This is a genomic window from Flavobacterium sp. NPDC079362, from assembly GCF_050267765.1.
Classification (GTDB): Bacteria; Bacteroidota; Bacteroidia; order Flavobacteriales; family Flavobacteriaceae; genus Flavobacterium; species Flavobacterium azizsancarii.
Genome location: NZ_JBNNFM010000010.1, coordinates 42,335 through 66,099, shown reverse-complemented (window position 1 = coordinate 66,099; position 23,765 = coordinate 42,335). Strand labels below are relative to the sequence as shown.

Sequence of the window (23,765 nt, the reverse complement as noted above, 5' to 3'; positions counted from 1 at the left end):
GCTACGTTAAAACCACGAAGCTTTGCGAACTTAGATTGCGTAAACACAACTTAAATCTTAGGTAACTCTGCGAAAAACCTTTGTGCTTTCTTCGTTAAAACCAGTATTTCTATGTCTTTAAATAAATTTTAAAGATCATTAAAGACAATTTTAAAACTCGTCCCTACTCCAACCTCGCTTTCTACAGAAATACTTCCTTTCATGGCCTCAATTTGGTTTCGGGTAATATACAAACCAATTCCCCGGGCCTCCTGATGTTTATGAAACGTTTTATACATTCCGAATAACAACTCTCCGTAAACACTCAAATCTATTCCCAAACCATTATCTGTAATTTTTAATGATTTATAACCTTCCGGCTCAATGGCAAAATCAAAAACAATAACCGGATCACGATCAGGATGTGCGTATTTTATGGCATTCGTCGCAAAATTCAACAGCACACTTTCCATATACGCCGGATTAAAATTTACAGTCAAATACTTCGGCACATTATTTATAATCGTTACATTCTTCTGTTTGTCAAATCCTTTTATTGTAGAGATTGTTTTATCGATATAATCAGAGAGCTTTAACGGAGTAACCGCTATATTAATATTACTCTGCGTTTTTACAATCTGCGTTAGATTAGCTATTGTATCATTCAAATCATTAGAAACTGTTCGTAAATGCTCCAACATTTCGCTAACAGTTTGTTTATCTACATCTGCATCAATAAAATCTAAAATAGACTTTATATTCCCTGCCTGAGTATTTAGATTATGCGAAACGATATGCGAAAAATTAACCAGTCGGCTATTTTGATCACTATATAATTTCATCGTTTTTAAAAGCTCTAATTCTTTTTCCTTTTGCAAAGAAATATCGGTATGTGTACCTATTACCCGTAATGGTTTACCATTTTCGTCTCTTTTAATCACTTTTCCGCGATCCAGAATCCATTTATAATTACCACTGGAAGTCATTACACGATGATAATTTTCGTAGTACGGAATCTTATTGTCAAAATGTTCCTGAATATCTGAGTAATATTTTGGCAAATCATCAGGATGAACAATCTTGTCCCAGCGTTCAGGGTCATCAAAAATATCTGCTGATTCTAATTCTAAAATTTTTAATGATAATGAAGAGTAAAAAACAGTATTGGTAACCATGTCCCAATCCCAAATTCCTGCTGTCCCGGCTTCAAGAGCAAACTGAAAACGTTCTTCGGATATACGAAGTTTTTCTTCTTTTTCCTTTAGCTCCGTAATATCAGAAACGTGTCCATAAAAACTAACACAACCATCGTGAGCCAATTCAGTTTTAGACGAAATTTTAAACCAGCGCAATCCTTTCTTAGGCAAAACTGCCCTAAATTCAATATCCCATGGCTTTACTTCTTTTCTTGCTTTTACAAGGGACTGGAAAAATAAATCGCGATCCTGAGGAAAAATCCTGTCATAAATAATTAGCTTGGGATTATTTGAAAACATATCAGCTGCAAGCTCAAAGATTTCGTCAGCCGATTTACCGACTAAAGGAAAAGTATAATTGTTATCACAATCAATAACAAACTGAAAAAGTAAATCAGGCATTTCTGCAAACAACTTTTTATAAAAATTATTTACTTCTAAGCAATCCTCATTTCCATATAAATCAAAAACCATATATCACTTATTTAGTAGATTCAATTATTTCGAATAATATCTCAACGAAAAAGAACCACTTTATGCCTCTCCTATTTAAAGATTAACACAAAACCTTACACAATATATTAAATTTTCACTTAAAAAGGCAGGTCTTCACATAAAATTATTTTCTGGGATGATAAGAATGCATTACTTCTTTTAAAAAACTTCTGTCTAAATGAACATAAATTTCAGTAGTTGTAATCGATTCATGCCCTAACATTAACTGAATTGATCTTAAATCAGCGCCATTTTCGAGTAAGTGCGTTGCAAAAGAATGTCGCAACGTATGCGGACTTATATTTTTATTTAGATTAATCTTCACAGCCAGGTCTTTTATAATCGTAAAAATCATAGCCCGTGTGAGCTGACTTCCTCTTCGGTTTAAGAATAAAGTATCTTCAAAACCTTTCTTTATCGTTAGGGTTCCCCGAATATTTTTTTGATAAATCTGCATGTATTTTTGGGTATATTTTCCTATTGGTACAAAACGTTCTTTGTTTCCTTTTCCCGTAATTTTAATAAACCCTTCGTCAAAAAACAAATCGGAAATCTTTAGCGAAACCAACTCCGAAACCCGAAGTCCGCAACCGTATAATGTTTCTATAATAGCACGATTTCGTTCGCCTTCGTTTGTACTTAAATCAATAGCTGCAATAAGCGAATCTATTTCCTGAACAGATAAAGTATCGGGGAGTTTACGTCCTGTTTTTGGAGTTTCGATTAATTCTAATGGATTATCATTTCTATAATCTTCGAAAACAAGATAGCCAAAAAAACTTTTTAAACCTGAAATAATACGGGCTTGCGAACGTGGATTCACTTCTTTTGCAACAGCATATATAAATTGTTGAACGGTTTCATCTGAAATTTTCAAGGGAGAAACCTCTATTTGATTCGTTTCTAAAAAAAAACATAATCGTTCGATATCAAAGCCATAGTTCTCGATTGTATTTTTCGACAATCCTCTTTCGATTCGCAAATACGACTGATAATCTTTAATATAGCTGTTCCAATTCATACTTACAAAGTAAAACATTTTTAGGCATAAAAAAACCTTCCGTATTAGAGAAGGTTTTATAAAGTATGTTGCTGTAAATATTAAATTTTATATGCTAATGACAATGCAAAATTGCTATTTTTAAAGCTTGCATTATAAACAAATGGATAATCCTGAATGTCATCAGGAACATCTGCTATATCTGACAATCCTATTGTATAACGTACGCCCAGAGCAAAATTTTCCGTAAAGTCGTACCCGATTCCCAAATTAAGGCCATAATCTGTTGATTTAAACAAATCCTTAATATCTTCCCCTCTACTTTTGGCTGACAACAAAAACCCAATCTGTGGTCCAGCCTCAACACTAAAAGCATCTGTAATATAATATTTAGCCAAAACCGGAATATTTAAATAATTCACTTTGACATTTGCATTCGAATTACCACCTTAACCTTCGACAGTAGTACCCTGAGTCGAGAACAAAAATTCAGGCTGAATCGCAAATTTTTTCGCCACTTTAATTTCAGCGAATCCTCCAACATGAAAACCAGCTAAAGATTTAACATCTTCCTGATAACCTGTAAAATTCGAGATATTCAGTCCGCCTTTTACTCCAAATCTAGTAGATTGGGCACTTGCAAATCCAAATAACATACATGCCATAATTGGTAAAATAATTCTTTTCATTTCATAGATTTTAAATTAAAGAAAAAGAAACACAACAATAATGACAGAATATTCTTATAAAAATATAGAAATTTATTTTTGATACAATTCATTTAGACGATTGTTTTTCAACAACTTAAAAATAACAAAATAAAAAAAACCTTCCTGATTAGGGAAGGTTTTGAAAATTTATTTTCTAGAAGTAATTAGAATTTATAAGCTAAAGATAAAGCAAGGTTACTATTTTTAGCACTATCATAATAATCTTCTGTATTATCAATTTCGTTATCTGTAATAGGAGACAATCCTATAGTATAACGAAGACCTACAGAAAGATTATCTGTAAAATTATATCCTGCACCAATATTAAACCCAAAATCTACAGACCTTGTATAGTCTTTAAAATCGCTACCATTTGCTTTTGCAGATAACAAAATACCTAATTGTGGACCAGCTTCAACGCTAAATTTATCCACGATATAATATTTAGCTAAAACCGGAATATTCAAATAATTTAATTTAAGATCTGCATCAGTCCCTAAAGGACCATCAACCTTAGTTCCTTGAGTTGAATACAAAAGCTCTGGCTGGATAAAGAATTTGTCAAAAATTTTGATTTCAGCAAAACCTCCAACGTGAAAACCGACTAACGATTTAGTATCTTCAACATCTCCTCCAACTAAAGTTGAAATATTAAGACCTCCTTTTATTCCAAATCTTGTTTGCTGTTACCGCTATAGCAGCTAAAATAATTTTCTTCATAATATTTGTTTTGGTTAAATTAATAATCAAATATAAAAATTTACTTCATAAAAAATAATTTTTATTTTAACAAATAAATTGGTAATTAGAAACTTAATCCTGTTAAAAAATTAATTAACGAATCACAATTTGTTACACATTAGGCATACTAAATTAAAAAAGCCTTCTCACATGTGGAGGGCACTGAAAAAGTAACCGTTTATCAAAAGAGGTTGTTTTCAAATATGACAACGCCTTCTTTTTCTCTGATATTCTCGGATAGGTGACGGAGAACACTTTAATACAGACGATTTTCAGAGCCTCTATTTTACTTATAATCTTCTCCATTATCACCATAACCTAATCCTACTTTTACAGCTAAATTATCCATTACAAAATAACCACCCTCAGCACCAACATTCCAAGAAGTAGTACCATCTTCTGAACGCAATGCAAAGCCTGTGTTACCAGTTCCCGTTGCTCCAAAAGAAGTATTACCTTCAATAAGATACTTTCCTTTTTTAGTTTGCTCTTGTGCACTTGCAAAACCAATTGTCATTACTGCAATAGCAGCTAAAATATTTTTTATCATGTTTGTGTTTTTATTTATTACCTAACAAAAATAATCTTATACTTGTTAAAACAAGTACATAATAAAAACAAAAAGCATTAAAATAAGACAGAATTTAATTACAAACAAAAAGCTGAATTTCAACAGATTAGCCAATGAAGTAAAAAACGAAGGTTAATAAAAAACATAAATACGTGAGATTTTTGTTAATTATTTAAAGCTATATATAAAACAATAAAATTAAAATAATGTAGTTTTGACTAATAGATAACATTAAAAAAATACCAAATTTAAAAACACTTTTATGAAAAAAATAATTTTAGCGGCTGTTCTGTTCATCGCAACATCAGCTACAATTCAGGCACAATTACTAAAAATTGGGGTAAAAGCAGGGGTTAACTTTGCTAGCCAAACTGGAGACGCATTTCCAAGTCAGAATATTGACAAAGAAGGAATAACAAACTTTCATGCAGGTTTAGTTGCTGAAATTAAATTATTAGAAAAATTCTCTATTCAACCTGAACTTTTATACTCTACTCAAGGAGCATCTTATAAATTTAAAGATGTGAACCAAGAAGTAAAAAATGACTTGGGATATATATCTATTCCGGTAATGGCTAAAATTTATTTAAGTAAATCATTTAGCTTAGAGGTGGGACCACAAGCTCAATTTTTAGTAAGCGACAAAGATAATGTTAACCTTGGAGACACTAAAACATTCGATTTCGGACTTAATGCTGGTTTAGGTCTAAAACTTACAGAAAGTATTTTTGTGCAAGCTCGTTATGGAATCGGACTTACAGAAGCATCAAAAGATGCAAATGTAAGAAACTCTGTTATACAACTTTCAGCTGGAATAATGTTGTTCTAAAAAAATTTATCACATACTTTTAAGAAAACCGTTCTATTAATTAGAACGGTTTTTTTATTTTTACCAAGTTCTATGACAATTTCAAAAACAATTTCAACCAATAAAATTAATTTAGCTTAATTGAACTTCTATTTCTTATATGGTTTAAAAAACTAAATGTTTTAACTCGCACAAAATATCTTTAAAATATGAAAATCGCTATAATCAACGGACCCAATTTAAATCTATTAGGAAAAAGAGAACCGGAAGTTTACGGAAGCCAAACTTTTGAAGATTATTTTGAAACGCTGCAAACTAAATTTCCTAATATAGAACTTTCTTACTACCAAAGTAATATAGAAGGTGAGCTGATTGGAAAAATTCAGGAACATGGTTTTACATATGACGGAATTATTTTAAATGCCGGTGCTTATACTCATACTTCAATAGGTTTAGGCGATGCTATAAAAGCGGTTACAACTCCTGTTATCGAAGTACATATTTCGAATACTTATGCCCGCGAAAGTTTCAGACACCAATCGTATTTGTCCGGAAACGCGAAAGGGGTTATTTTAGGCTTTGGCTTAAAAAGCTACGAATTGGCCATTCAGTCATTCCTGTAAATACTTATAACTTTCTAACCGAATGTCACCCTGAGCGAAGTCGAAGACTATTGAAAATGAGAGGACTTTGGCTCTGCTCAACCTGACAAACAATTTAACAAATTATTAATAGGCTCGTTTTTAACTTATTCTATTTTTGTGAGAGAAACCACTTTCATGAAAAACTATACTTTACTAGCCTTTTTATTTTTTTCGATCTCCAATTTTGCTCAAATAAAGGGAACTATCACTGACGAAAAGGGTAATCCGCTGCCTTTTGTTTCTGTCTTTGAAGAAAACACTTATAGCGGAACTACTTCTAACGAACAGGGAAAATATCAACTTAACGTAAAAGAACCGGGCAAGAACAAGATTACTTTTCAGTATTTAGGCTTCAAAACACAAAAAATCTCAGTTTCTCCTGATTCGAAAACTTTTACGTTGGATGTAAAAATGCATGAAGAAAGTTTTGCATTAAACGAAGTCGTAATTGATCCCAAAAATAATCCCGCAATTGCAATCATAAAAAATGCTATTGCGAACAAAAAAGACAATTCAGATAAAACAGCACGATACACGGCTGATTTTTATTCTAAAGGAATGTTTAAAGTCAAAGATTTACCTAAAAAAATTCTTGGCAAAAAAGTAGATCTTGGAGTTGACATGGCATCAAATCTGGACTCTACAGGATCGGGGATTTTATACTTATCTGAAACCATATCTAAAATTATTTTCGAAAAACCGGACAAATTAAAAGAGAAAATCATTGCTTCTAAAATATCCGGAAACAACAAGGGTTATAGTTACAATACCGCTTCATTATCGACTTACGATTTTTATGACAATACGCTGGACTTTGACGTTAAGCTGATCTCCCCTATTGCAGATAATGCTTTCAGCTATTACAAATACAAACTTGAGGGGAGTTTTTATGACGATAATAATCAACAGATTTACAAAATCAAAGTAATTCCTAAACGTGATAAGGAACCTGTTTTTGAAGGTTACATTTATATAGTCGATGATAGTTTTGCCATTTATGCCATAGATTTAGTCATAAAAGGATACCGCATGAAAAATGAATTCACTGAAGTAATGAACTTGAAACAAAGCTTTAGTTATAATCCAAAAAACAAAATTTGGACAAAAAATGCGCAAACCCTGGATTTTAATGCAGGTCTTTTTGGTGTAAAATTCTCGGGGAAATTCAATTATGTATATTCAAACTATGAGTTCCCTGCTTCGTTTGAAAAAAAGACTTTTGGAAATGAAGTTGTTGCGTTCGAACTTAATGCGAATAAAAAAGATGATGCTTTTTGGAATCAAATCAGACCCATTCCGTTAACGATTGAAGAAAGTACTGATTACACAAAAAAAGACAGTCTGCAAACGATTAGAAAATCCCAAAAATATACTGATTCGCTTGATGCAAAAAACAACAAGTTTAAAGTTTTGGATATATTAATGGGCTATGATTACAAGAATACTTTCAAGAAGCATTCTTTTGAATACAAAGGTTTATTGAATATCACATCATTGAGTTTTAATACTGTTCAGGGCTTTAATTTAGATTCTGGTTTTTCTTTTAAAAAGTGGAATGAAGAACAAGGAAAAAGCACTTCGATCAGCACTACTTTTAATTACGGTTTTTCAGACGAACGTTTTAGGGCAGTTGGAGAATTCAATCATAAATTTAATAATATCAATTATGCTACTATTGGAGTTTCAGGAGGAACAAAAACAGCGCAATTCAATAGTTTCGAGCCTATCAGCAAGCTTATCAATTCTATAAGTTCTTTATTTTTTAAGGACAATTACATGAAGCTGTATAATCTGGAATTTGCCCAGATCAATTACTCGCAAAACATTCTGAATGGCGTTAATCTCGTTGGAAAAGTAGCATACGAACAACGAAAAACCCTTTTTAATACAACCGATTACTCTTTCTTTAAAAGAGACGATTTCTATTCTTCTAATAATCCGTTAGCGCCAAATGATTTTACAACGCCGGCATTTGATCCTCATCATTTATTTAAAGCCGCTCTAAGTACCAGAATCAACTTTGGCAATAAATACATTTCAAGACCTGATGGAAGATATAATATTAAGGACGAAAAATATCCAATAGTATTTTTAGCTTTCGAAAAAGCATTTGCGGCAAGCGAGAAAAAATACGAATTTGAAAGAATTGGAGCTTCTGTTCTTTACGATTTATCGTTAGGAAACAAAGGAATTCTTGGCATGAATTTAAGAGCGGGAAAATTCTTTAATGCCGAAAATATTTCTTTTATCGACTACAGACATTTTAACGGAAATCAAACTCATATTGGCACAAGTGAGCGCTACCTAAACGTTTTTAACCTAATGCCTTATTACGCCAATAGTACAAATGACAGTTATTTTGAAATGCATCTGGAACATAATGATACGGGATTTATCATGAACAAGATTCCTTTGCTGAATCTTTTAAAATCAACGATGAATCTTGGATTTCACTCCCTGGCAATTCCGGACAGGAAACCTTATACTGAATTTACTGTTGGTTTAGACAATTTAGGCTTTGGAAAATTCAAGATATTCAGATTGGATTATGTTCATTCTTATCAAGGCGGAATTCAGCAAAATGGTGTTGTTTTTGGCTTGAAGATTCTAAATGTATTGAATTAGGCTTCTATCTAAATAAGCACAATCTTGTCATTTCGACGAAGGAGAAATCACATCACGATTTTCACGTCTTGTACATAATCACAAAGGAATCAATTATGATTTTTCTTCAAAATTTTATTATTGGAGTCGAATTTCTTTATGTGACTTCTACTTCGTCGAAGTGACAAAAAAACCGCAAATGTTATCATTATCCCGGATCGTGTTAGGGAGAGAAGCGACATCCTTTTGCTTTTTTCTTTAAAAAGTAAAAGATATGGCGGATAGCCCGTTCGCCACGGCGAAAACGACTATAAAAAAATCCGCTTACTCTCTGAAAGAATAAGCGGATTTGAGATTTTATCTTTCACAAGTTTTGAACTTTGACAGCGGTTCATAACATATTACAAGCCTTTGCAACTACTTTGAAACCTTGTCACTTTGAAGCTCTCCTAGTGATAATCATCCGGTTCAATATGTATTAAGACATTCCCCAATTGAGGTATTTTTTCTTTTAAAGTATCTTGTAGTTTGTGTGACAAATCATGTCCTTCTTTTACCGAAATTTTGGCTGATACAATAGCATGGAGATCGACATGATATTTCATTCCGGCTTTACGGATAAAACATTTTTCAGTTCCCAGAATACCAATAACGGTTAGAGATTTTATTCGAATCTCTTCAACTAAGTCATCGTTTAAATTTTCGTCCATAATTTCGCCAAGTGCCGGCCTGAAAATCTTATAGCTGTTATATAAGATAAAAAAAGCAGCAAAAAGTGCCGCCCAGTCATCTGCTGATTCATACCCTTTTCCCATAATAAGTGCAATCGAAATCCCGACAAATGCCGCTACAGAAGTAATGGCATCACTTCGATGGTGCCATGCATCAGCTGCCAATGATGAACTATTGGTTTGCTTACTGCGTTTCATCACTAAACGAAACGAATATTCTTTCCAGACAATAATAGCTCCCAAAACATATAAGGTCCAGGATTTTGGCAAATCATGCGGATTTTGAATATTGGCAATACTTTCGTAACCAATAATGGTCGCAGAAGTAATTAAAAAACCAACTACCAAAAAGGTAATCAGTGGTTCTGCACGACCGTGACCGTAAGGATGGTTTTCATCTGCGGGTTTGTTTGAATATTTTATTCCGAACAAAACCAGACAAGACGAAAATATATCTGTAGTCGATTCGATTGCATCTGCAATCAAGGCATAGGAATTGCCAAAAAAACCTGCCAAACCTTTTATAACGGCCAAACAGGTGTTTCCAACTATACTAAATATAGTAGCTTTTATAGCTTTTTGTTCATTTGTCATGTGAGACTTTTAACGGATTTTAAAATCAAGTTTTAAGATATAAAAACCATTAAGATATTAAGTTTCATTAAGATATTGCAATCTTAATTTTCCTTAACCTCCTAATGGTTTATTTTGAATATTTATTTGACTAAATATTTATTTATGCTCTTATAATTTTTGCTCCAATCGCTCTCAAACGCTCGTCGATACGCTCATATCCACGATCGATTTGTTCAATATTCTGAATTGTACTTGTTCCTTTTGCAGATAATGCAGCAATTAATAATGAAATCCCAGCACGAATATCAGGAGATGACATTGTTGTAGCTTTTAATTGAGATTCAAAATTATGTCCCATAACAACTGCTCTGTGCGGATCACATAACATAATTTTAGCTCCCATGTCAATTAATTTATCTACAAAGAACAAACGGCTTTCAAACATTTTTTGGTGAATCAAAACATCTCCTTTCGCTTGTGTTGCCACAACCAAAACAATGCTCAATAAGTCAGGTGTAAATCCTGGCCATGGCGCATCTGCAATTGTCAGAATAGAACCATCAATATCTGTTTTCACTTCATATCCATCAACGTGAGCAGGGATATAAATATCGTCTCCGCGTTTTTCGATTGTAATACCTAATTTTCTAAAAGTATTTGGGATCAAACCTAAGTTTTCCCAGCTTACATTTTTGATCGTGATTTCGCTTTTTGTCATAGCCGCAAGACCAATCCAAGAACCAATTTCAATCATATCCGGTAAAATTCTATGCTCGCATCCGCCAAGGCTTTTAACACCTTCGATGGTCAATAAGTTAGATCCAACTCCTGTGATCTTAGCTCCCATTGAGTTTAACATTTTGCATAATTGTTGCAAATAAGGTTCACAGGCAGCATTATAAACTGTCGTTTTTCCATTTGCTAAAACAGCAGCCATTACGATATTTGCTGTTCCGGTAACTGATGCTTCGTCAAGCAGCATATCTGTTCCTTGTAATCCTTCTTCCGGAGATTCAACTCCGTAAAAGTGATCTTCTCTATTGTATCTGAATTTCGCTCCAAGGTTAATAAAACCTTCAAAGTGTGTATCTAATCTGCGACGTCCAATTTTATCTCCTCCCGGTTTTGGAATATATCCTTTTCCGAAACGTGCTAATAGTGGTCCAACAATCATAATAGAACCACGTAATGCTCCACCTTCTTTTTTGAAAGCTTCGGTTTCTAAATATCCAACATTAACCTCATCGGCCTGAAACGTAATCGAACCCGGTTCATTTCGTTGAATTTTCACTCCTAAATTACCCAACAATGTGATTAATTTATTAATGTCAATAATATCGGGAATATTATTAATTTTTACTTTATCCCCCGTTAGAAGCACGGCACATAAAATTTGTAATGCCTCATTCTTTGCTCCTTGCGGAGTAATTTCTCCCTTTAAAGGAGTTCCTCCTTCGATTTTAAAAATTCCCATATTTCTTTTTTAGGTTCTGAGTTACTGAGGTTCTAAGGTTCTAAGTTTTTTTTGAGGTACTTAGTAGATTAGCTGCTAGCAACTTTTTATTTCTGATTGTTTTTTTTAAGGTTTTGAGTTACTAAGGTTCTGAGTTACTAAGTTTAAGAAAGACCCAGCAACTTAACATCTTAGACAACTAGCAACTTTTTCTACTTTTGATTGTTGTTTTTCTGAAAAGGTTTTGGTTTTCCGCCTTTAATATTGTTTTTATTACTTTGGATTTTTGGAGGTCCGGCTGGCGTAATTTTATTAGACATGCGTTTGTTGGTACGCAATAAATCTGTTGTATTCAAAAGCTCTTCTGTGCTTTGTAATAAATTAATTTTACCTCCTGACAATTCATATAAATGCTCAAAAATCACATCATCTTTTACTGTGTCTTTGTTCCAGCTTAAATATGATTTTTTCATATGATTGGCAATTACCAATATCAATGCATTTTTCATTTCACCATCTTCCCATCTATTAGCAACATCAATCATGTATTTGATATTGTTACCATAAAATCTGTATTTAGGAAAATTTTGCGGATACTGTAAAACATCCGGTTTTAGCTGCAATACATCTCTCGACGGAATTGGATATGGCGATTCTACATTTAATTTAAAATCAGACATAATAAATAGCTGATCCCATAATTTATGTTGAAAATCCGGTACATCACGCAAATGAGGATTCAGACTTCCCATAACCTGAATAATGTATTTCGCAGCTTTGTTGCGCATTTCATCATCTTCAATAATAGTTGCCTGATCAATCAGTTTTTGCAAATGACGACCATATTCCGGAATAAGTAAACGCTGTCTTTCAGAATTATATTCTAAATTGAAAACAACGTCATTCGCTACTTCTTTTTTATATTTTTCGACCATAACTTATAATGAAACTATACCTTCTATTGTAGAAACTTCAATGTATTTGCTAATCACATGATCAGCACTATGCATTGTAACATCTATAGAAACACTGGTAAATTTACCTGTTTTAGATTTTGTTGTTTTAATTACCGCGCCCATACTGTCAAAAGCTTTTTCAACTCGCTCCACATTATCGTCTACCGAAGGCATTATAAATTTATACAAATATTCTGCAGGCCAAGTATTTGAGTTATCTAACTCAACCTTTAATCTTTCGTAAAATTCGGCGGTGTTTTTTTCTTTATCGTTCTCCATTTGCACTTTAAAATAGAAAGCAAATATACGTTTTTGATTTCAGATTTCAGATTTTCGGTTTTAGATTTTTTTCATTGAAGAAAGCATCGATTCTTTGCCACGAATTTCACTAATTTACACGAATTATATTGTGGTAAATGTATCCTCTGCTTTCACTCTTTTTTGATTAATCCTAAAGTTAAAATCCGTAAAAATTCGTAAAACTGGCGGCAAACTTTTATATTTGAGAAACTTTGCTTCTAAATTTGCAACAAAGTCACGAAGGCGCAAAGCTTAAACTGTCATAAGTTAAAAAACTTTGTTCCTTCGCTACTTTGCGATTCAAAAAAAACATTACAATGAAAAAAATTCTCTTATTTTTTATCGCACTTACAATCAATAACATTCACGGACAGGAAATCAAAACGATGACTTATTTTCAGAATGACACCATCAAACTGGATCTGGATTTATACTTACCTCAAAAGAAAACAAACGAAAAACTTCCGTTAATTATTTTTGCATTCGGCGGAGGATTTTCTGGCGGAGAACGTACGAGCGAAAAAGAATTTGGAATGTTCATGGCAAAAAATGGCTATGCGGTTGCGAGTATTTCGTACAGCTTATATATGAAAGGAAAAGATTTTGGTTGTAAAGGAACGTTGACCGAAAAGATAAAAGCAATCCAGATTGGCGTGAGCGATATGTGGCAGGCAACTTCGTTTTTGATCGAAAATGCCAATAAATACAATATTGATACTTCTAAAATATTCATCTCAGGAATTAGTGCGGGAGCCGAAATTGGTTTTCATGCTTCGTTCTGGGATTATAAACTCATGAATTTATACAAAAACAATCTTCCGGAAAACTTCAAGTACAAAGGTTTTATTGGAGGATCAGGCGCCATTCAGGATATTAATTTAATTACAAAAGAAAAAGCGATTCCAATGTTGTTGGCACACGGAAATAACGATGATACCGTTCCGTATAGTGCTGGTTCGCATCGCTCCTGCCCTACAAATGCATCGGGCTGGATGATTCTTTTTGGATCTTATGCGGTTTACAATCATATGAATGATCTACACAAAGACATTGAACTAATCACTTTTTGCGGCGGCGGACATGAATTATCAGGTTATCTTTTCCACCAAGGTCAACAATATGTTCTGGATTTTGTAAATGATGTGTTGAAAGGAAAGAAATTTGAGTCCCATATTATTATTCCTTCGCAAAAGAAAGGTGTGGGTTCTGAGAAATATTTGTTTTGCGAATAGGCCTTACAGGACATTTTCGCCAACCCATCTTTGTTTTTCTACCGACCAATATAAACTGGACTAAAGTCCAGCCCTACAATATTTGCCGAGTCTACGACTTTTTTTTTATTTAGTTCCGGAGGAACGATCTATTTTACAGAGCTGGACTTTAGTCCAGTTGCGATAACATTTGCATAGGATTATTTTCATTTTTGAACTGTTTTGTTTCAACGTTCCGAAGCATGAAGAAAAAACCTCTCGTTTTTTTCTTTAAAAAGCAAAAGATTGCAACGAATAACTGATTCCAAACCTCCTAATTCACATAAAATTGCGAAATCGTTCGCTCAAGGCAAAATAATCTTTTTAAATACAATAAGTTTAGGTAAATTTGCGCTTTATTTTAAGAAAGTGCAAAAACAAATCATAGTTCTCATTGGTGGCCCGGGAACGGGAAAATCTACTCTTATTAACGAATTGGTAGCTCGTGGCTACTGCTGTTATCCTGAAATTTCAAGACAAGTTACACTCGAAGCACAACAACGGGGAATTGACCAATTGTTTCTGGAACAACCTTTATTATTTAGCGAAATGTTACTTGAAGGACGCATTAAACAATTCAAAGATGCTCTTGAAGAACCTGATGATGTAGTTTTTATAGATCGCGGTATTCCAGATGTTGTCGCTTATATGGATTATATTGGTGATGATTATCCAGCACATTTTGTAAAGGCGTGCGAGGATTTTAAATACACCAAAACTTTTATTTTACCACCTTGGGAAGAAATTTACGAATGCGATACAGAGCGTTACGAAAATTTTGAACAGGCACTAACAATTCAAAAACACCTTGTTGAAACGTATAAGAAATATGGCTACGACTTAATTGAAGTACCAAAAGATACGGTTGAGAACAGAATTCTTTATATCTTAGATAAAATTTAGGCAGGTGTTTAAAGTTGCAAAACTAGAAACTGATTTCTAAATTTTTTAACTTTAAAATGACACCAATGCCAGAAGCGCAAGAAATTCTTTTAAAATATTGGAAACACGACAGTTTTAGACCGTTGCAAAAGGAGATTATTGACTCGGTTTTGGACGGCCAGGACACTTTTGCCTTACTACCAACCGGTGGCGGGAAATCGATTTGTTTTCAGGTTCCGGCCATGATGCAGGAAGGTATTTGTTTGGTCGTTTCGCCTCTGGTCGCTTTGATGAAAGACCAGGTAGGGAATTTGCAGAAGCGGGAAATTAAAGCCATCGCCCTTACAGGAGGAATTCACACGGAGGAAATCATTGACCTTCTTGACAATTGCCAATACGGAAATTACAAGTTTCTATATCTTTCTCCCGAACGATTACAATCCGACTGGATTTTGGAACGTATCAAAAATCTTCCAATAAACTTAATCGCCATTGATGAAGCACATTGTGTTTCGCAATGGGGACATGATTTTCGTCCTGCTTATTTGAAGATTTCAGAACTTAAAAAACACTTCCCGAAAATTCCATTTTTAGCTTTGACCGCCACAGCAACTCCAAGGGTTATTGAAGATATTAAAACTGAATTAGGACTAAAAGACCCTATACTTTTTCAGCAATCTTTTGAAAGGAAAAATATTGCCTACATGGTTTTTGAAGTTGAAGACAAATTGTACCGTGTAGAGCAAATTTTAAAGAAAAATCCGCAGCCTTCTATTATATATGTCAGAAATAGAAAATCTTGCCTGAATATGTCGACGCAATTGCAATCGTTAGGATTTAAGGCGACTTATTATCACGGTGGACTTTCATCAAAAGAAAAAGACAAAAACATGCAATTGTGGATGTCACAACAATCTCAGGTTATTGTTGCCACGAATGCGTTTGGAATGGGAATCGACAAAGACAACGTAAAAACGGTTATTCATACTCAGCTTCCTGAAAATATAGAAAACTATTACCAGGAATCCGGAAGAGCAGGACGAAATGGAGAAAAAGCATTTTCGGTTGTTTTGACCAACTCATCAGATGGGAATCAAACAGAACAACAATTTTTAAGTATTCTTCCTGATAAAAAATTTCTGAATGCGATGTATATCAAACTTTGCAATTATTTTCAGATTGCTTACGGCGAAGGTCTGGACGAATCATTTTCGTTTAAACTAAATCATTTTTGCCAGAAGTACGACTTCCCTACCCTTAAAACTTACAATGCTTTGCAGTTTTTGAATCAGCAGGGAATTATTACGATGTCTCAGGAATTCTCTGAGAAAATTACAATGCAGTTTTTGATTGAATCAAAAGAAGTAATTCGGTACATGAGCCTGAATTCAAATGACGAAGAAATTATTCTGGCAATTCTGAGAACTTATCCCGGAATTTACGAAATGAAAACTCCGTTTAATATTTCGCTGATTGCAAAAAAATCAAATCATACCGAGGCACAGGTTTCAGCTGTTTTAGACAAACTAAAAGAGAAAGATATTATCGATTATAAAGCAAAAAACAACGACGCTACTATATTATTTAATGAAGTACGCGAAGACAACCTTACCATAAACAGGGTTGCAAAATATCTCGAAAAACAAAATCAACTCAAAAAAGATCAGCTTTTATCTGTCCTGCATTATATAAAGGACAATAAAACATGTAAAAACCGATTGATCCTGGATTATTTTGGAGAAGAAACAACTAAAAATTGCGGAGTCTGCTCGTATTGCATTACCCAAAAGGGAAAAATAACGGAAGCGGATTCGATTGCAGATAAAATCCTGCACTTGTTGAGAACAGCAGCTTTGACTTCGAGAGAGATCGAGGCTAAAATAAAACTAGATACAAAGGATGTAATTTTGGCGCTTCAGGAATTACTTGAAAACAATTACATTATCATTCAGCCTAATAATAAATACACTTTAAAATTATAATGGAAAAATTGAGAATCATATTCATGGGAACTCCGGAATTTGCTGTTGGCATTTTGGACACCATTATCAAAAACAATTACGATGTTGTTGGCGTTATTACCGCTGCAGACAAACCGGCTGGACGCGGACAAAAAATAAAATATTCGGCAGTAAAAGAATATGCACTGGCGAACAATCTTACCTTATTGCAACCCACAAATTTAAAAGATGAAAGTTTTCTTGCCGAATTAAAGGCTCTGAATGCTAATTTACAAATTGTTGTTGCTTTTAGAATGTTACCAAAAGTAGTTTGGGAAATGCCAAGCTTGGGCACCTTTAATCTTCATGCGTCTTTATTACCAAATTATCGTGGCGCTGCACCTATTAACTGGGCTATTATTAATGGAGAAACAAAAACGGGCGTTACCACTTTCTTTATTGATGACAAAATCGACACCGGCGCAATGATCTTAAATTCGGAAATTGCTATTGAACCGGAAGAAAATGCAGGACAATTACACGACCGATTAATGTTGCTAGGAAGCGAAACGGTAATTGAAACTTTAAAGGTTATCGAAAGCGGAAATGTAACAACAACAATCCAGAAAGATGATGCCGAAATTAAAACGGCTTACAAACTCAATAAGGAAAATTGTAAGATCGACTGGACCAAATCCGGAGAAGAAATCAATAATTTAATTCGCGGATTAAGTCCATATCCGGCTTCCTGGTGCTTCTTAAAAGACAAGGAGGAAGAATTAAGTATCAAAATATACGAGGCAAAACTTATTGAGGAATCCCATTCTTATGAAGTTGGAAGCTTGATTAGCAGCAAAAAAGAAATCAAGATCGCGATCAAAGATGGCTTTATTCAGCTTTTAGGTTTGCAATTACCAGGAAAAAAGAGAATGCAAGTTGCCGAATTATTGAACGGTATAACATTTTCTGATAGCACAAAGGTCTATTAAGGTCAGTAAAACAGGGGTTTTTACCTGATTTTGAGCGGAAAACGACTTGCGTTATGAACAAAAAAAGCAAGTTATCAACAATTTTTGCTAAAATTAAAGAAAACACTTGCAAGGAACGGATTTCCTACTAAATTTGTGTATTAACAATTTTTTTTAACCAACAATTAATAACTAATTATTATGAACAAATCAGAATTAATCGATGCTATCGCTGCTGATGCAGGAATCACAAAAGCTGCGGCAAAATTAGCTTTAGAGTCATTTTTAGGAAACGTAGGAGCTACTTTGAAAAAAGGTGGGAGAGTTTCATTAGTAGGTTTTGGATCATGGTCTGTATCTGCTAGAGCTGCAAGAGACGGAAGAAACCCTCAAACAGGAAAAACTATTCAGATTGCTGCTAAAAATGTAGTAAAATTTAAAGCTGGAGCTGAATTAGAAGGTGCAGTGAACTAAGTAAGAAAGTTCTCTAAACTTATAATATAATCAAAACCCTCCCCATGGAGGGTTTTTTTATGCGGTTTAACGATTTTATTTGTGATTTTAAAAATTTTATTATTAAATTTAATAAAAATTGTAGCCGTATGATTTCAGAAAAATTAAAAAAAGGACACCTGCTTATTGCCGAGCCTTCTATAATTGGAGATTTATCTTTTAATAGATCGGTAATTTTATTAGCAGACCATAACAAAGAAGGATCGATAGGTTTTATCATTAATAAGCCATTAAAGTATACTATTAATGATTTAATTCCTGAGATTGATGCCACTTTCAAGATATACAACGGGGGGCCGGTTGAACAAGACAACCTTTATTTTATTCACAATATCCCGGAATTGATTCCAAATAGTGTTGAGATTTCAAATGGGATTTATTGGGGAGGTGATTTCGAATCGACCAAAGACTTAATAAACGACGGATCTATTGGCAAAAACAATATTCGCTTTTTCTTAGGTTATACTGGTTGGGACGAAAATCAGCTTGAGAATGAAATGCAAGGAAACTCATGGATCATCACTGATAATAGTTATAAAAATAAAATTATCGGAAAGTCAACCACCCATTTTTGGAAAGAGCAGATTATTGAGCTCGGAGGCGATTATCTTATTTGGTCGAATGCACCTGAAAATCCATATCTGAATTAATTTTCAGAAATGGATTCATTTAGTTTCTGCACTAATAAATGCGCCAGATTACTTGTAAACTCCTTTTTTCGATACTTAGTTATCGGTTGTATCCCTGTGATTACATTTGTCAGAAATAATTCGTCAGCTTTTTGAAGATCAAATGGCGAAATTATTTCTTCAAGCATTTCTATGCCTTCAACTTTTTTAGCCAGAGCTATTATTTGTTTGCGCATAATTCCGTTCAGACATCCTTCGGAAATTGGCGGAGTGATCAGTTTTTTACCCATAACCATAAACAAATTGCCTTGCAATGCTTCTACAACATTTTTAGTATCGTTTACTAAAATGCAATTGGCAAGACCATTTTCGTGTGCAAAAATGCTTCCCGTAACATTTATCAATTTATTAGTCGTTTTAATAGACGATAATAACTGCTTGGTTACATAGAAGTCTTTATACAAATCAACTTCATATTCGGCAATATTTACAGCATAAGAAACGCTTTCAAGTGCAGTTGCGTGAATTAAATATGAAACTTCATTCGTTTTTGGTAAATACAAACCTCCGTCTTTTCTAAAAACAGTAATTCTTGCTCTGGCTGATGCCGAAATACTTTTTTGATTCACCAGGCTTAAAATCTCTTCTTCAAAATACTCCATTGTAAAGTTCATAGGAATTTCCATTCGAACTACACGCATCGAAGCCATTAACCTAAAATAATGATCTTCAAGAAACAAGATTTTATTATTGACTATTTTTAGCGTTTCAAAAACTCCGTCTCCGTACAAAAAAGCACGATTTTGAGTTAATATATTATCGTCCTGCGCTACTATGTTTCCGTTAAAATTGATCATAAAAAAACCCTGAATTTTGTTCAGGGCAAATATAAGGTATAAAATAGAAATTCACTAAACAGAACCTATAAGATGTTTCAGATCTGAAATCTGATTCTCCCACAATTGTTTAGCTTCTCCTACTTCTTCTTTTTCAGCAAAATCGACTACCATTAATGATACATCTTTTGTTAATTCATCAACCAAAATATGAAGTTCAAAAAAGTATTCAGTATCCTTACTGCTTTCATCAACCCATTTGAATTTTACTTTTTCTCCTGTTTTTTTAGAAGCTAAACGCGCTTTTTCCTGCGAGTCGTTCCAGATAAAAGTGAAAAATTCGCCTCTTGAATTTACATTATCTGCAAACCATTCTGACAAACCTGACGGCGTTGATATATATTGATACAATAATTGCGGCGAAGAATTTATGGGAAACTCGATTTCGTAACGTATTTTTGACTCCATGTGCTACTTTTAATTTTTTGGAAATATAAGAATATATGTCCAAAAACAATGCATTTTTAAAAAAATTATTTTTTCTTCATTTTATTCTTGTAAGCTTTAATAATATTTCTATCTTTGCACCCGCAATGAGGAACACGGTTCACTTGCAATCTTGGCGAGGTAGCTCAGTTGGTTAGAGCGCAGGATTCATAACCCTGAGGTCACGGGTTCAACTCCCGTCCTCGCTACATAAAAACAAAACCCTAATCATCAATTGATTAGGGTTTTTTTATTGTAGTTTTGTTTAAAAAACTTCATAAGAACATCTCAAATATCTAAAAAAGAAGCAACAATGGATATAGTTAAATTTAAAATCACATCAAAAACGATAAAAGTAGAAGTACGCAATTCGAATAACTACGTTTTTAATTTTAATACAGCTTTAGAAATTGAAAAAGAAGACAGAGATGTTTTACTAAGACTTTACAACGCATTAGACATTCTTTTTAAGAAAGAAAACACTCCTGAAGTAAAAAACTACATTTCGCCCAACCAAACCAATATACTGGATCAGATTTCTGCCGTTGATGGTTTAGAAGAAGAGAAATAAACAACAAACCTCATAATTCAATATTTTCAAAGCATTACATTGTCTGAAAAATTGTACTTTTTTTCAAAACACTACATTTTTATACAATTTTATAAAAATGTATTTTACAGCTAAAGCAATGTGTTTTACCAAACCCGAAAAATTTTAAAGAATTTTAAATATCTTTGAACTATGAGCACAGTAAGAAAACCATATCATATAGGGCGAAAAATTAGCCGTATTCATGAACTGAAAGACCTTAAACAAGAAGCTTTGGTGCAAGCTTTAGGAACGAATCAATAATCAGTTTCGGCTATAGAAAACGGCGAAACTATTGATAAGGAAAAACTTACTGATATCGCAAGGCACTTGGTGTGAGTGTAGAAGCAATTAAAAATTTCTCAGAAGAAAATATGATTAGTTATTTTAATACTTTTAATGATAATAGTATTGCGAACGGACTGGTTAACAATGCAAATCATTGCACTTTCAATCCATTGGATAAACTAATGGAATCAGTAAAGGAAAACAAAAAACTTTACGAACGTTTATTACAAGCTAAAAAAGTTAAAATCGAATATTTAGAAAAATTATTAAAAGACAAATAGTTTTACTTTGTAAATCAATTTTCATATAAAAACAAACCCCTTAAATAATTACTATTTAAGGGGTTTGTTTATTTTATTTACCTACTGCTTTTTGCAAATGAGCCGGGTATCTATCTCCTTGTATTGTGGTTTGAGCAAAAGCATCGTCAATTTTTTTAACGTCTTCTGTCGATAAATTAATTGAGGCTCCACCAATATTTTCTGTTAATCGGTGTGATTTTGTTGTTCCCGGAATTGGTACAATCCAAGGTTTTTGTGCCAATAACCAACCTAAGGCAATTTGCGCTGGAGTTGCTTGCTTTTGAGAAGCAATTATCGCCAGTAAATCAACTAATTTCTGATTTGCTTTTCTGTTTTCTTCACTAAAACGAGGCAAAGTACTTCTAAAGTCCGTAGACTCAAAGCTTGTGTTTTCAGTAATCGCTCCGGTTAAAAAACCTCTTCCTAACGGGCTAAATGGTACAAAACCAATTCCTAATTCTTCTAGTGCCGGCAAAATTTCTAATTCCGGTTCTCTCCACCAAATCGAATATTCGCTTTGCAAAGCTGTTACAGGTTGAACTGCGTGCGCTTTTCTAATAGAGCTCACGCTAGCTTCAGACATTCCAAAGTATTTTACTTTTCCTTCTTGTATTAGATCTCTTACCGTTCCGGCCACATCTTCTATTGGCACATTTTGATCTACTCTGTGTTGGTAAAACAAATCAATAACATCAGTTTTCAAACGTCTTAAAGATTCCTCGGCAACGGCCCTGATGTTTTCTGGTCGGCTATCTTGTCCGTTAAGTGCATTTCCTCCTTTAAAACCAAACTTTGTCGCAATAACAACTTCTTTTCTAAAGGGACTTAAAGCTTCTCCTACCAGTTCTTCGTTGGCAATTCCGTAAGCTTCGGCAGTATCAAAAAAGTTAATTCCCTGCTCGTGTGCTTCTCTGATTATTTTTATTGCCTGTTGTTTTTCTATCACCGCACCATAAGCAAAACTCAATCCCATACAACCTAATCCCAGTGCAGAAACTTCTAATCCTTGTGTTCCTAATATTCTCTTTTCCATAATTTCATTTTTTATATTAATTTTATTCAAAAAGTGGTAGCTACCGATTTTAGTATAATCCACTTTCCTTTTCGTTTTTCCAATTGCATTGTTTGCTGTAAACGCCAATTATTTCTGGTTCCCCAAATTCTGGCATCTAAAATATTCTGACCAACAAACACCGCTTTATCTCCATCAATTGTTACTGAAGTTTTAACTTCCTGAAAGGAGTAATATTTCATTCGCTCACTTTCAATTTCAGAAAACCATTCTTCTTTTGACTGCACATATCCCGTAATATGTGTGAGCGTAAAGTTTGCATCCAAAATAGCATTGATTTCTATTGTATTCCTTTCAATCATCAACTGTGTCAATTGGCGCGTTATCTCCAGAATTTGCGATTTATTATCTGCTGTTTTATCCGTTTCCACACTATCGACTACCAATCCATTTTACAATTTCAGGATCGCGATGATCGAAGAAAACACTTTTTTTAGTATCTAAAATTGAAATTACATCCATATCTTCTAAAGATAATTCAAAATCAAAAATATCAATATTTTCAGCAATTCTTTCTTTTTTAACTGATTTCGGAATCGCCACAACTTCTCTCTGGATCAACCAGCGCAAGATAATTTGTGCCACACTTTTATTGTATTTACCCGCTATTGAAACCAATAATTTGTTGGTAAACATATTATTTCGACCTTCTGCAAATGGTCCCCAACTTTCTATTTGCACTTTGTTTTCTTTCAAAAAATTTTGTGTCTCAATTTGCTGATGAAAAGGATGTGTCTCAATTTGATTAACAGCCGGAACTATTTTGTTATGAATAATCAGATCCAGCAAACGGTCCGGATAAAAATTACTTACGCCAATAGCTTTTATTCTCCCCTCTTCATATAATTCTTCCATTGCGCGCCATGAACCGTAAACATCTCCATAAGGCTGATGAATTAAGTACAAATCAAGATACTCTAATTGTAGTTTTTCTAACGAAGTTTCAAACGCTTTTTTAGTTTTTTCGTAACCTGTGTCTGAAACCCAAAGTTTTGTAGTAATAAACAAATCTTCACGTGGCACTCTGCTTTTTTGAATGGCTTTCCCTACCGCTTCTTCATTACCGTAAGCCGTAGCGGTATCAATTAATCTATAACCTGCTTCGATAGCATTTAGCACACTTTTTTCACATTCGTCAGCATCTGGAATTTGATAAACCCCAAATCCTAACAATGGCATTTCGAGACCGTTATTTAAAATAATATTTTTCATTTTATATAATTTATAGTAGTTAAAAAAAGTTAAG

Annotated in this window: 22 protein-coding genes, 1 tRNA gene and 3 pseudogenes; 12 read left to right on the top strand and 14 right to left on the bottom strand. The window is 33.6% G+C overall.

The window, feature by feature from the left end; genetic code table 11:
• Window positions 1-128: 128 nt before the first annotated feature.
• The 5 genes and pseudogenes from ACQKCJ_RS11090 to ACQKCJ_RS11070 all read right to left on the bottom strand — a co-directional run bounded on the left by ACQKCJ_RS11090 (window position 129) and on the right by ACQKCJ_RS11070 (window position 4,671).
• Entirely contained in the window at window positions 129-1,649 is a 1,521-nt protein-coding gene (locus tag ACQKCJ_RS11090; RefSeq protein WP_427402029.1) for a PAS domain-containing sensor histidine kinase, read from the bottom strand.
• Between the two features lie 145 nt (window positions 1,650-1,794).
• Window positions 1,795-2,691 (bottom strand): site-specific tyrosine recombinase XerD, encoded by an 897-nt coding sequence (gene xerD, locus ACQKCJ_RS11085; RefSeq protein ID WP_271335283.1) that lies wholly within the window; start codon window positions 2,689-2,691, stop codon window positions 1,795-1,797.
• 80 nt (window positions 2,692-2,771) lie between these two features.
• Window positions 2,772-3,359, bottom strand: a pseudogene (locus tag ACQKCJ_RS11080) (porin family protein).
• Between the two features lie 185 nt (window positions 3,360-3,544).
• Window positions 3,545-4,100, bottom strand: a pseudogene (locus ACQKCJ_RS11075) (porin family protein).
• A gap of 307 nt (window positions 4,101-4,407) precedes the next feature.
• The gene (locus ACQKCJ_RS11070) at window positions 4,408-4,671 is read right to left on the bottom strand and encodes a hypothetical protein (protein WP_271335232.1); all 264 of its coding nucleotides are present in this window, start codon (window positions 4,669-4,671) and stop codon (window positions 4,408-4,410) included.
• 283 nt (window positions 4,672-4,954) lie between these two features.
• Between ACQKCJ_RS11070 and ACQKCJ_RS11065 the strand changes: the two genes are divergently transcribed.
• The 3 genes from ACQKCJ_RS11065 to ACQKCJ_RS11055 all read left to right on the top strand — a co-directional run bounded on the left by ACQKCJ_RS11065 (window position 4,955) and on the right by ACQKCJ_RS11055 (window position 8,769).
• Window positions 4,955-5,521 carry a porin family protein gene (locus tag ACQKCJ_RS11065; protein WP_271335233.1) on the top strand — a complete coding sequence of 189 codons (567 nt, stop codon included), beginning with the start codon at window positions 4,955-4,957 and terminating at the stop codon, window positions 5,519-5,521.
• Window positions 5,522-5,709: 188 nt separating this feature from the next.
• Window positions 5,710-6,123: a type II 3-dehydroquinate dehydratase gene (gene aroQ, locus ACQKCJ_RS11060; RefSeq protein WP_271335234.1), complete on the top strand. Its 414-nt coding sequence runs from the start codon at window positions 5,710-5,712 to the stop codon at window positions 6,121-6,123.
• A 156-nt stretch (window positions 6,124-6,279) separates the two neighbouring features.
• Window positions 6,280-8,769 (top strand): DUF5686 and carboxypeptidase regulatory-like domain-containing protein, encoded by a 2,490-nt coding sequence (locus ACQKCJ_RS11055; RefSeq protein ID WP_427402028.1) that lies wholly within the window; start codon window positions 6,280-6,282, stop codon window positions 8,767-8,769.
• 428 nt (window positions 8,770-9,197) lie between these two features.
• On the opposite strand, the gene ACQKCJ_RS11050 is transcribed toward ACQKCJ_RS11055, so the two are convergent.
• The 4 genes from ACQKCJ_RS11050 to ACQKCJ_RS11035 form a co-directional block, all read right to left on the bottom strand.
• On the bottom strand, window positions 9,198-10,073 hold the full coding sequence (locus ACQKCJ_RS11050; protein ID WP_271335236.1) for a cation diffusion facilitator family transporter: 876 nt from the start codon (window positions 10,071-10,073) through the stop codon (window positions 9,198-9,200).
• Window positions 10,074-10,215: 142 nt separating this feature from the next.
• Entirely contained in the window at window positions 10,216-11,529 is a 1,314-nt protein-coding gene (gene murA / locus ACQKCJ_RS11045; RefSeq protein ID WP_427402027.1) for a UDP-N-acetylglucosamine 1-carboxyvinyltransferase, read from the bottom strand.
• Window positions 11,530-11,720: 191 nt separating this feature from the next.
• Window positions 11,721-12,443 carry a DUF4290 domain-containing protein gene (locus ACQKCJ_RS11040; RefSeq protein WP_271335238.1) on the bottom strand — a complete coding sequence of 241 codons (723 nt, stop codon included), beginning with the start codon at window positions 12,441-12,443 and terminating at the stop codon, window positions 11,721-11,723.
• Window positions 12,444-12,446: 3 nt separating this feature from the next.
• Entirely contained in the window at window positions 12,447-12,743 is a 297-nt protein-coding gene (locus ACQKCJ_RS11035; RefSeq protein ID WP_271335239.1) for a DUF493 family protein, read from the bottom strand.
• 338 nt (window positions 12,744-13,081) lie between these two features.
• Between ACQKCJ_RS11035 and ACQKCJ_RS11030 the strand changes: the two genes are divergently transcribed.
• From ACQKCJ_RS11030 to ACQKCJ_RS11005, 6 genes are all read left to right on the top strand, one after another.
• Window positions 13,082-13,996 carry a carboxylesterase family protein gene (locus tag ACQKCJ_RS11030; protein WP_271335240.1) on the top strand — a complete coding sequence of 305 codons (915 nt, stop codon included), beginning with the start codon at window positions 13,082-13,084 and terminating at the stop codon, window positions 13,994-13,996.
• Window positions 13,997-14,383: 387 nt separating this feature from the next.
• Window positions 14,384-14,917 carry an ATP-binding protein gene (locus ACQKCJ_RS11025; RefSeq protein ID WP_271335284.1) on the top strand — a complete coding sequence of 178 codons (534 nt, stop codon included), beginning with the start codon at window positions 14,384-14,386 and terminating at the stop codon, window positions 14,915-14,917.
• Between the two features lie 65 nt (window positions 14,918-14,982).
• On the top strand, window positions 14,983-16,878 hold the full coding sequence (locus ACQKCJ_RS11020) for a RecQ family ATP-dependent DNA helicase (RefSeq protein WP_427402026.1): 1,896 nt from the start codon (window positions 14,983-14,985) through the stop codon (window positions 16,876-16,878).
• A complete protein-coding gene (gene fmt / locus ACQKCJ_RS11015) occupies window positions 16,878-17,825 on the top strand; it encodes a methionyl-tRNA formyltransferase (RefSeq protein WP_271335242.1) in 948 nt (315 codons plus the stop codon). The genes ACQKCJ_RS11020 and fmt overlap by 1 nt, the downstream gene beginning before the upstream one ends.
• A 180-nt stretch (window positions 17,826-18,005) precedes the next feature.
• The gene (locus ACQKCJ_RS11010; RefSeq protein WP_017498096.1) at window positions 18,006-18,278 is read left to right on the top strand and encodes an HU family DNA-binding protein; all 273 of its coding nucleotides are present in this window, start codon (window positions 18,006-18,008) and stop codon (window positions 18,276-18,278) included.
• A gap of 128 nt (window positions 18,279-18,406) precedes the next feature.
• Window positions 18,407-18,967 (top strand): YqgE/AlgH family protein, encoded by a 561-nt coding sequence (locus tag ACQKCJ_RS11005; RefSeq protein WP_072959341.1) that lies wholly within the window; start codon window positions 18,407-18,409, stop codon window positions 18,965-18,967.
• Here ACQKCJ_RS11005 and ACQKCJ_RS11000 read toward each other — a convergent pair.
• Both ACQKCJ_RS11000 and ACQKCJ_RS10995 read right to left on the bottom strand, forming a co-directional pair.
• Window positions 18,964-19,803, bottom strand: coding sequence for an aminotransferase class IV (locus ACQKCJ_RS11000; protein ID WP_427402025.1), 840 nt, complete (start codon window positions 19,801-19,803; stop codon window positions 18,964-18,966). The genes ACQKCJ_RS11005 and ACQKCJ_RS11000 overlap by 4 nt on opposite strands.
• A 54-nt stretch (window positions 19,804-19,857) precedes the next feature.
• Window positions 19,858-20,250, bottom strand: coding sequence for an START-like domain-containing protein (locus ACQKCJ_RS10995; protein ID WP_140509532.1), 393 nt, complete (start codon window positions 20,248-20,250; stop codon window positions 19,858-19,860).
• A gap of 153 nt (window positions 20,251-20,403) precedes the next feature.
• Here ACQKCJ_RS10995 and ACQKCJ_RS10990 point away from each other — a divergent pair.
• The 3 genes and pseudogenes from ACQKCJ_RS10990 (at window position 20,404) to ACQKCJ_RS10980 (ending at window position 21,426) form a co-directional block, all read left to right on the top strand.
• A tRNA-Met gene (locus ACQKCJ_RS10990) sits at window positions 20,404-20,477 on the top strand.
• Between the two features lie 104 nt (window positions 20,478-20,581).
• Window positions 20,582-20,839 carry a hypothetical protein gene (locus ACQKCJ_RS10985; RefSeq protein WP_427402024.1) on the top strand — a complete coding sequence of 86 codons (258 nt, stop codon included), beginning with the start codon at window positions 20,582-20,584 and terminating at the stop codon, window positions 20,837-20,839.
• Between the two features lie 171 nt (window positions 20,840-21,010).
• Window positions 21,011-21,426 (top strand): annotated as a pseudogene (locus ACQKCJ_RS10980) (helix-turn-helix domain-containing protein).
• Window positions 21,427-21,499: 73 nt separating this feature from the next.
• Here ACQKCJ_RS10980 and ACQKCJ_RS10975 read toward each other — a convergent pair.
• The 3 genes from ACQKCJ_RS10975 to ACQKCJ_RS10965 are packed head-to-tail and all read right to left on the bottom strand — an operon-like array spanning window position 21,500 to window position 23,731.
• Window positions 21,500-22,480 (bottom strand): aldo/keto reductase, encoded by a 981-nt coding sequence (locus ACQKCJ_RS10975; protein WP_427402023.1) that lies wholly within the window; start codon window positions 22,478-22,480, stop codon window positions 21,500-21,502.
• A 26-nt stretch (window positions 22,481-22,506) separates the two neighbouring features.
• The gene (locus tag ACQKCJ_RS10970; protein WP_271335247.1) at window positions 22,507-22,905 is read right to left on the bottom strand and encodes a nuclear transport factor 2 family protein; all 399 of its coding nucleotides are present in this window, start codon (window positions 22,903-22,905) and stop codon (window positions 22,507-22,509) included.
• On the bottom strand, window positions 22,892-23,731 hold the full coding sequence (locus tag ACQKCJ_RS10965; protein WP_271335248.1) for an aldo/keto reductase: 840 nt from the start codon (window positions 23,729-23,731) through the stop codon (window positions 22,892-22,894). Before ACQKCJ_RS10965 ends, ACQKCJ_RS10970 begins: the two co-directional genes overlap by 14 nt.
• Window positions 23,732-23,765 lie beyond the last annotated feature (34 nt).

Bases quoted from the DNA above. Each gene is read 5' to 3' on its own strand.
- ACQKCJ_RS11030 (WP_271335240.1), top strand. From the start codon at position 13,082: ATGAAAAAAATTCTCTTATTTTTTATCGCACTTACAATCAATAACATT.
- fmt (WP_271335242.1), top strand. From the start codon at position 16,878: ATGGAAAAATTGAGAATCATATTCATGGGAACTCCGGAATTTGCTGTT.
- ACQKCJ_RS11065 (WP_271335233.1), top strand. From the start codon at position 4,955: ATGAAAAAAATAATTTTAGCGGCTGTTCTGTTCATCGCAACATCAGCT.
- murA (WP_427402027.1), bottom strand. From the start codon at position 11,529: ATGGGAATTTTTAAAATCGAAGGAGGAACTCCTTTAAAGGGAGAAATT.
- ACQKCJ_RS11040 (WP_271335238.1), bottom strand. From the start codon at position 12,443: ATGGTCGAAAAATATAAAAAAGAAGTAGCGAATGACGTTGTTTTCAAT.
- ACQKCJ_RS11070 (WP_271335232.1), bottom strand. From the start codon at position 4,671: ATGATAAAAAATATTTTAGCTGCTATTGCAGTAATGACAATTGGTTTT.
- ACQKCJ_RS11000 (WP_427402025.1), bottom strand. From the start codon at position 19,803: ATGATCAATTTTAACGGAAACATAGTAGCGCAGGACGATAATATATTA.
- ACQKCJ_RS11005 (WP_072959341.1), top strand. From the start codon at position 18,407: ATGATTTCAGAAAAATTAAAAAAAGGACACCTGCTTATTGCCGAGCCT.
- ACQKCJ_RS10995 (WP_140509532.1), bottom strand. From the start codon at position 20,250: ATGGAGTCAAAAATACGTTACGAAATCGAGTTTCCCATAAATTCTTCG.
- aroQ (WP_271335234.1), top strand. From the start codon at position 5,710: ATGAAAATCGCTATAATCAACGGACCCAATTTAAATCTATTAGGAAAA.
- xerD (WP_271335283.1), bottom strand. From the start codon at position 2,691: ATGAATTGGAACAGCTATATTAAAGATTATCAGTCGTATTTGCGAATC.
- ACQKCJ_RS11035 (WP_271335239.1), bottom strand. From the start codon at position 12,743: ATGGAGAACGATAAAGAAAAAAACACCGCCGAATTTTACGAAAGATTA.
- ACQKCJ_RS10975 (WP_427402023.1), bottom strand. From the start codon at position 22,480: ATGGAAAAGAGAATATTAGGAACACAAGGATTAGAAGTTTCTGCACTG.
- ACQKCJ_RS10985 (WP_427402024.1), top strand. From the start codon at position 20,582: ATGGATATAGTTAAATTTAAAATCACATCAAAAACGATAAAAGTAGAA.
- ACQKCJ_RS11010 (WP_017498096.1), top strand. From the start codon at position 18,006: ATGAACAAATCAGAATTAATCGATGCTATCGCTGCTGATGCAGGAATC.
- ACQKCJ_RS10965 (WP_271335248.1), bottom strand. From the start codon at position 23,731: ATGAAAAATATTATTTTAAATAACGGTCTCGAAATGCCATTGTTAGGA.
- ACQKCJ_RS11020 (WP_427402026.1), top strand. From the start codon at position 14,983: ATGCCAGAAGCGCAAGAAATTCTTTTAAAATATTGGAAACACGACAGT.
- ACQKCJ_RS11055 (WP_427402028.1), top strand. From the start codon at position 6,280: ATGAAAAACTATACTTTACTAGCCTTTTTATTTTTTTCGATCTCCAAT.
- ACQKCJ_RS11050 (WP_271335236.1), bottom strand. From the start codon at position 10,073: ATGACAAATGAACAAAAAGCTATAAAAGCTACTATATTTAGTATAGTT.
- ACQKCJ_RS11090 (WP_427402029.1), bottom strand. From the start codon at position 1,649: ATGGTTTTTGATTTATATGGAAATGAGGATTGCTTAGAAGTAAATAAT.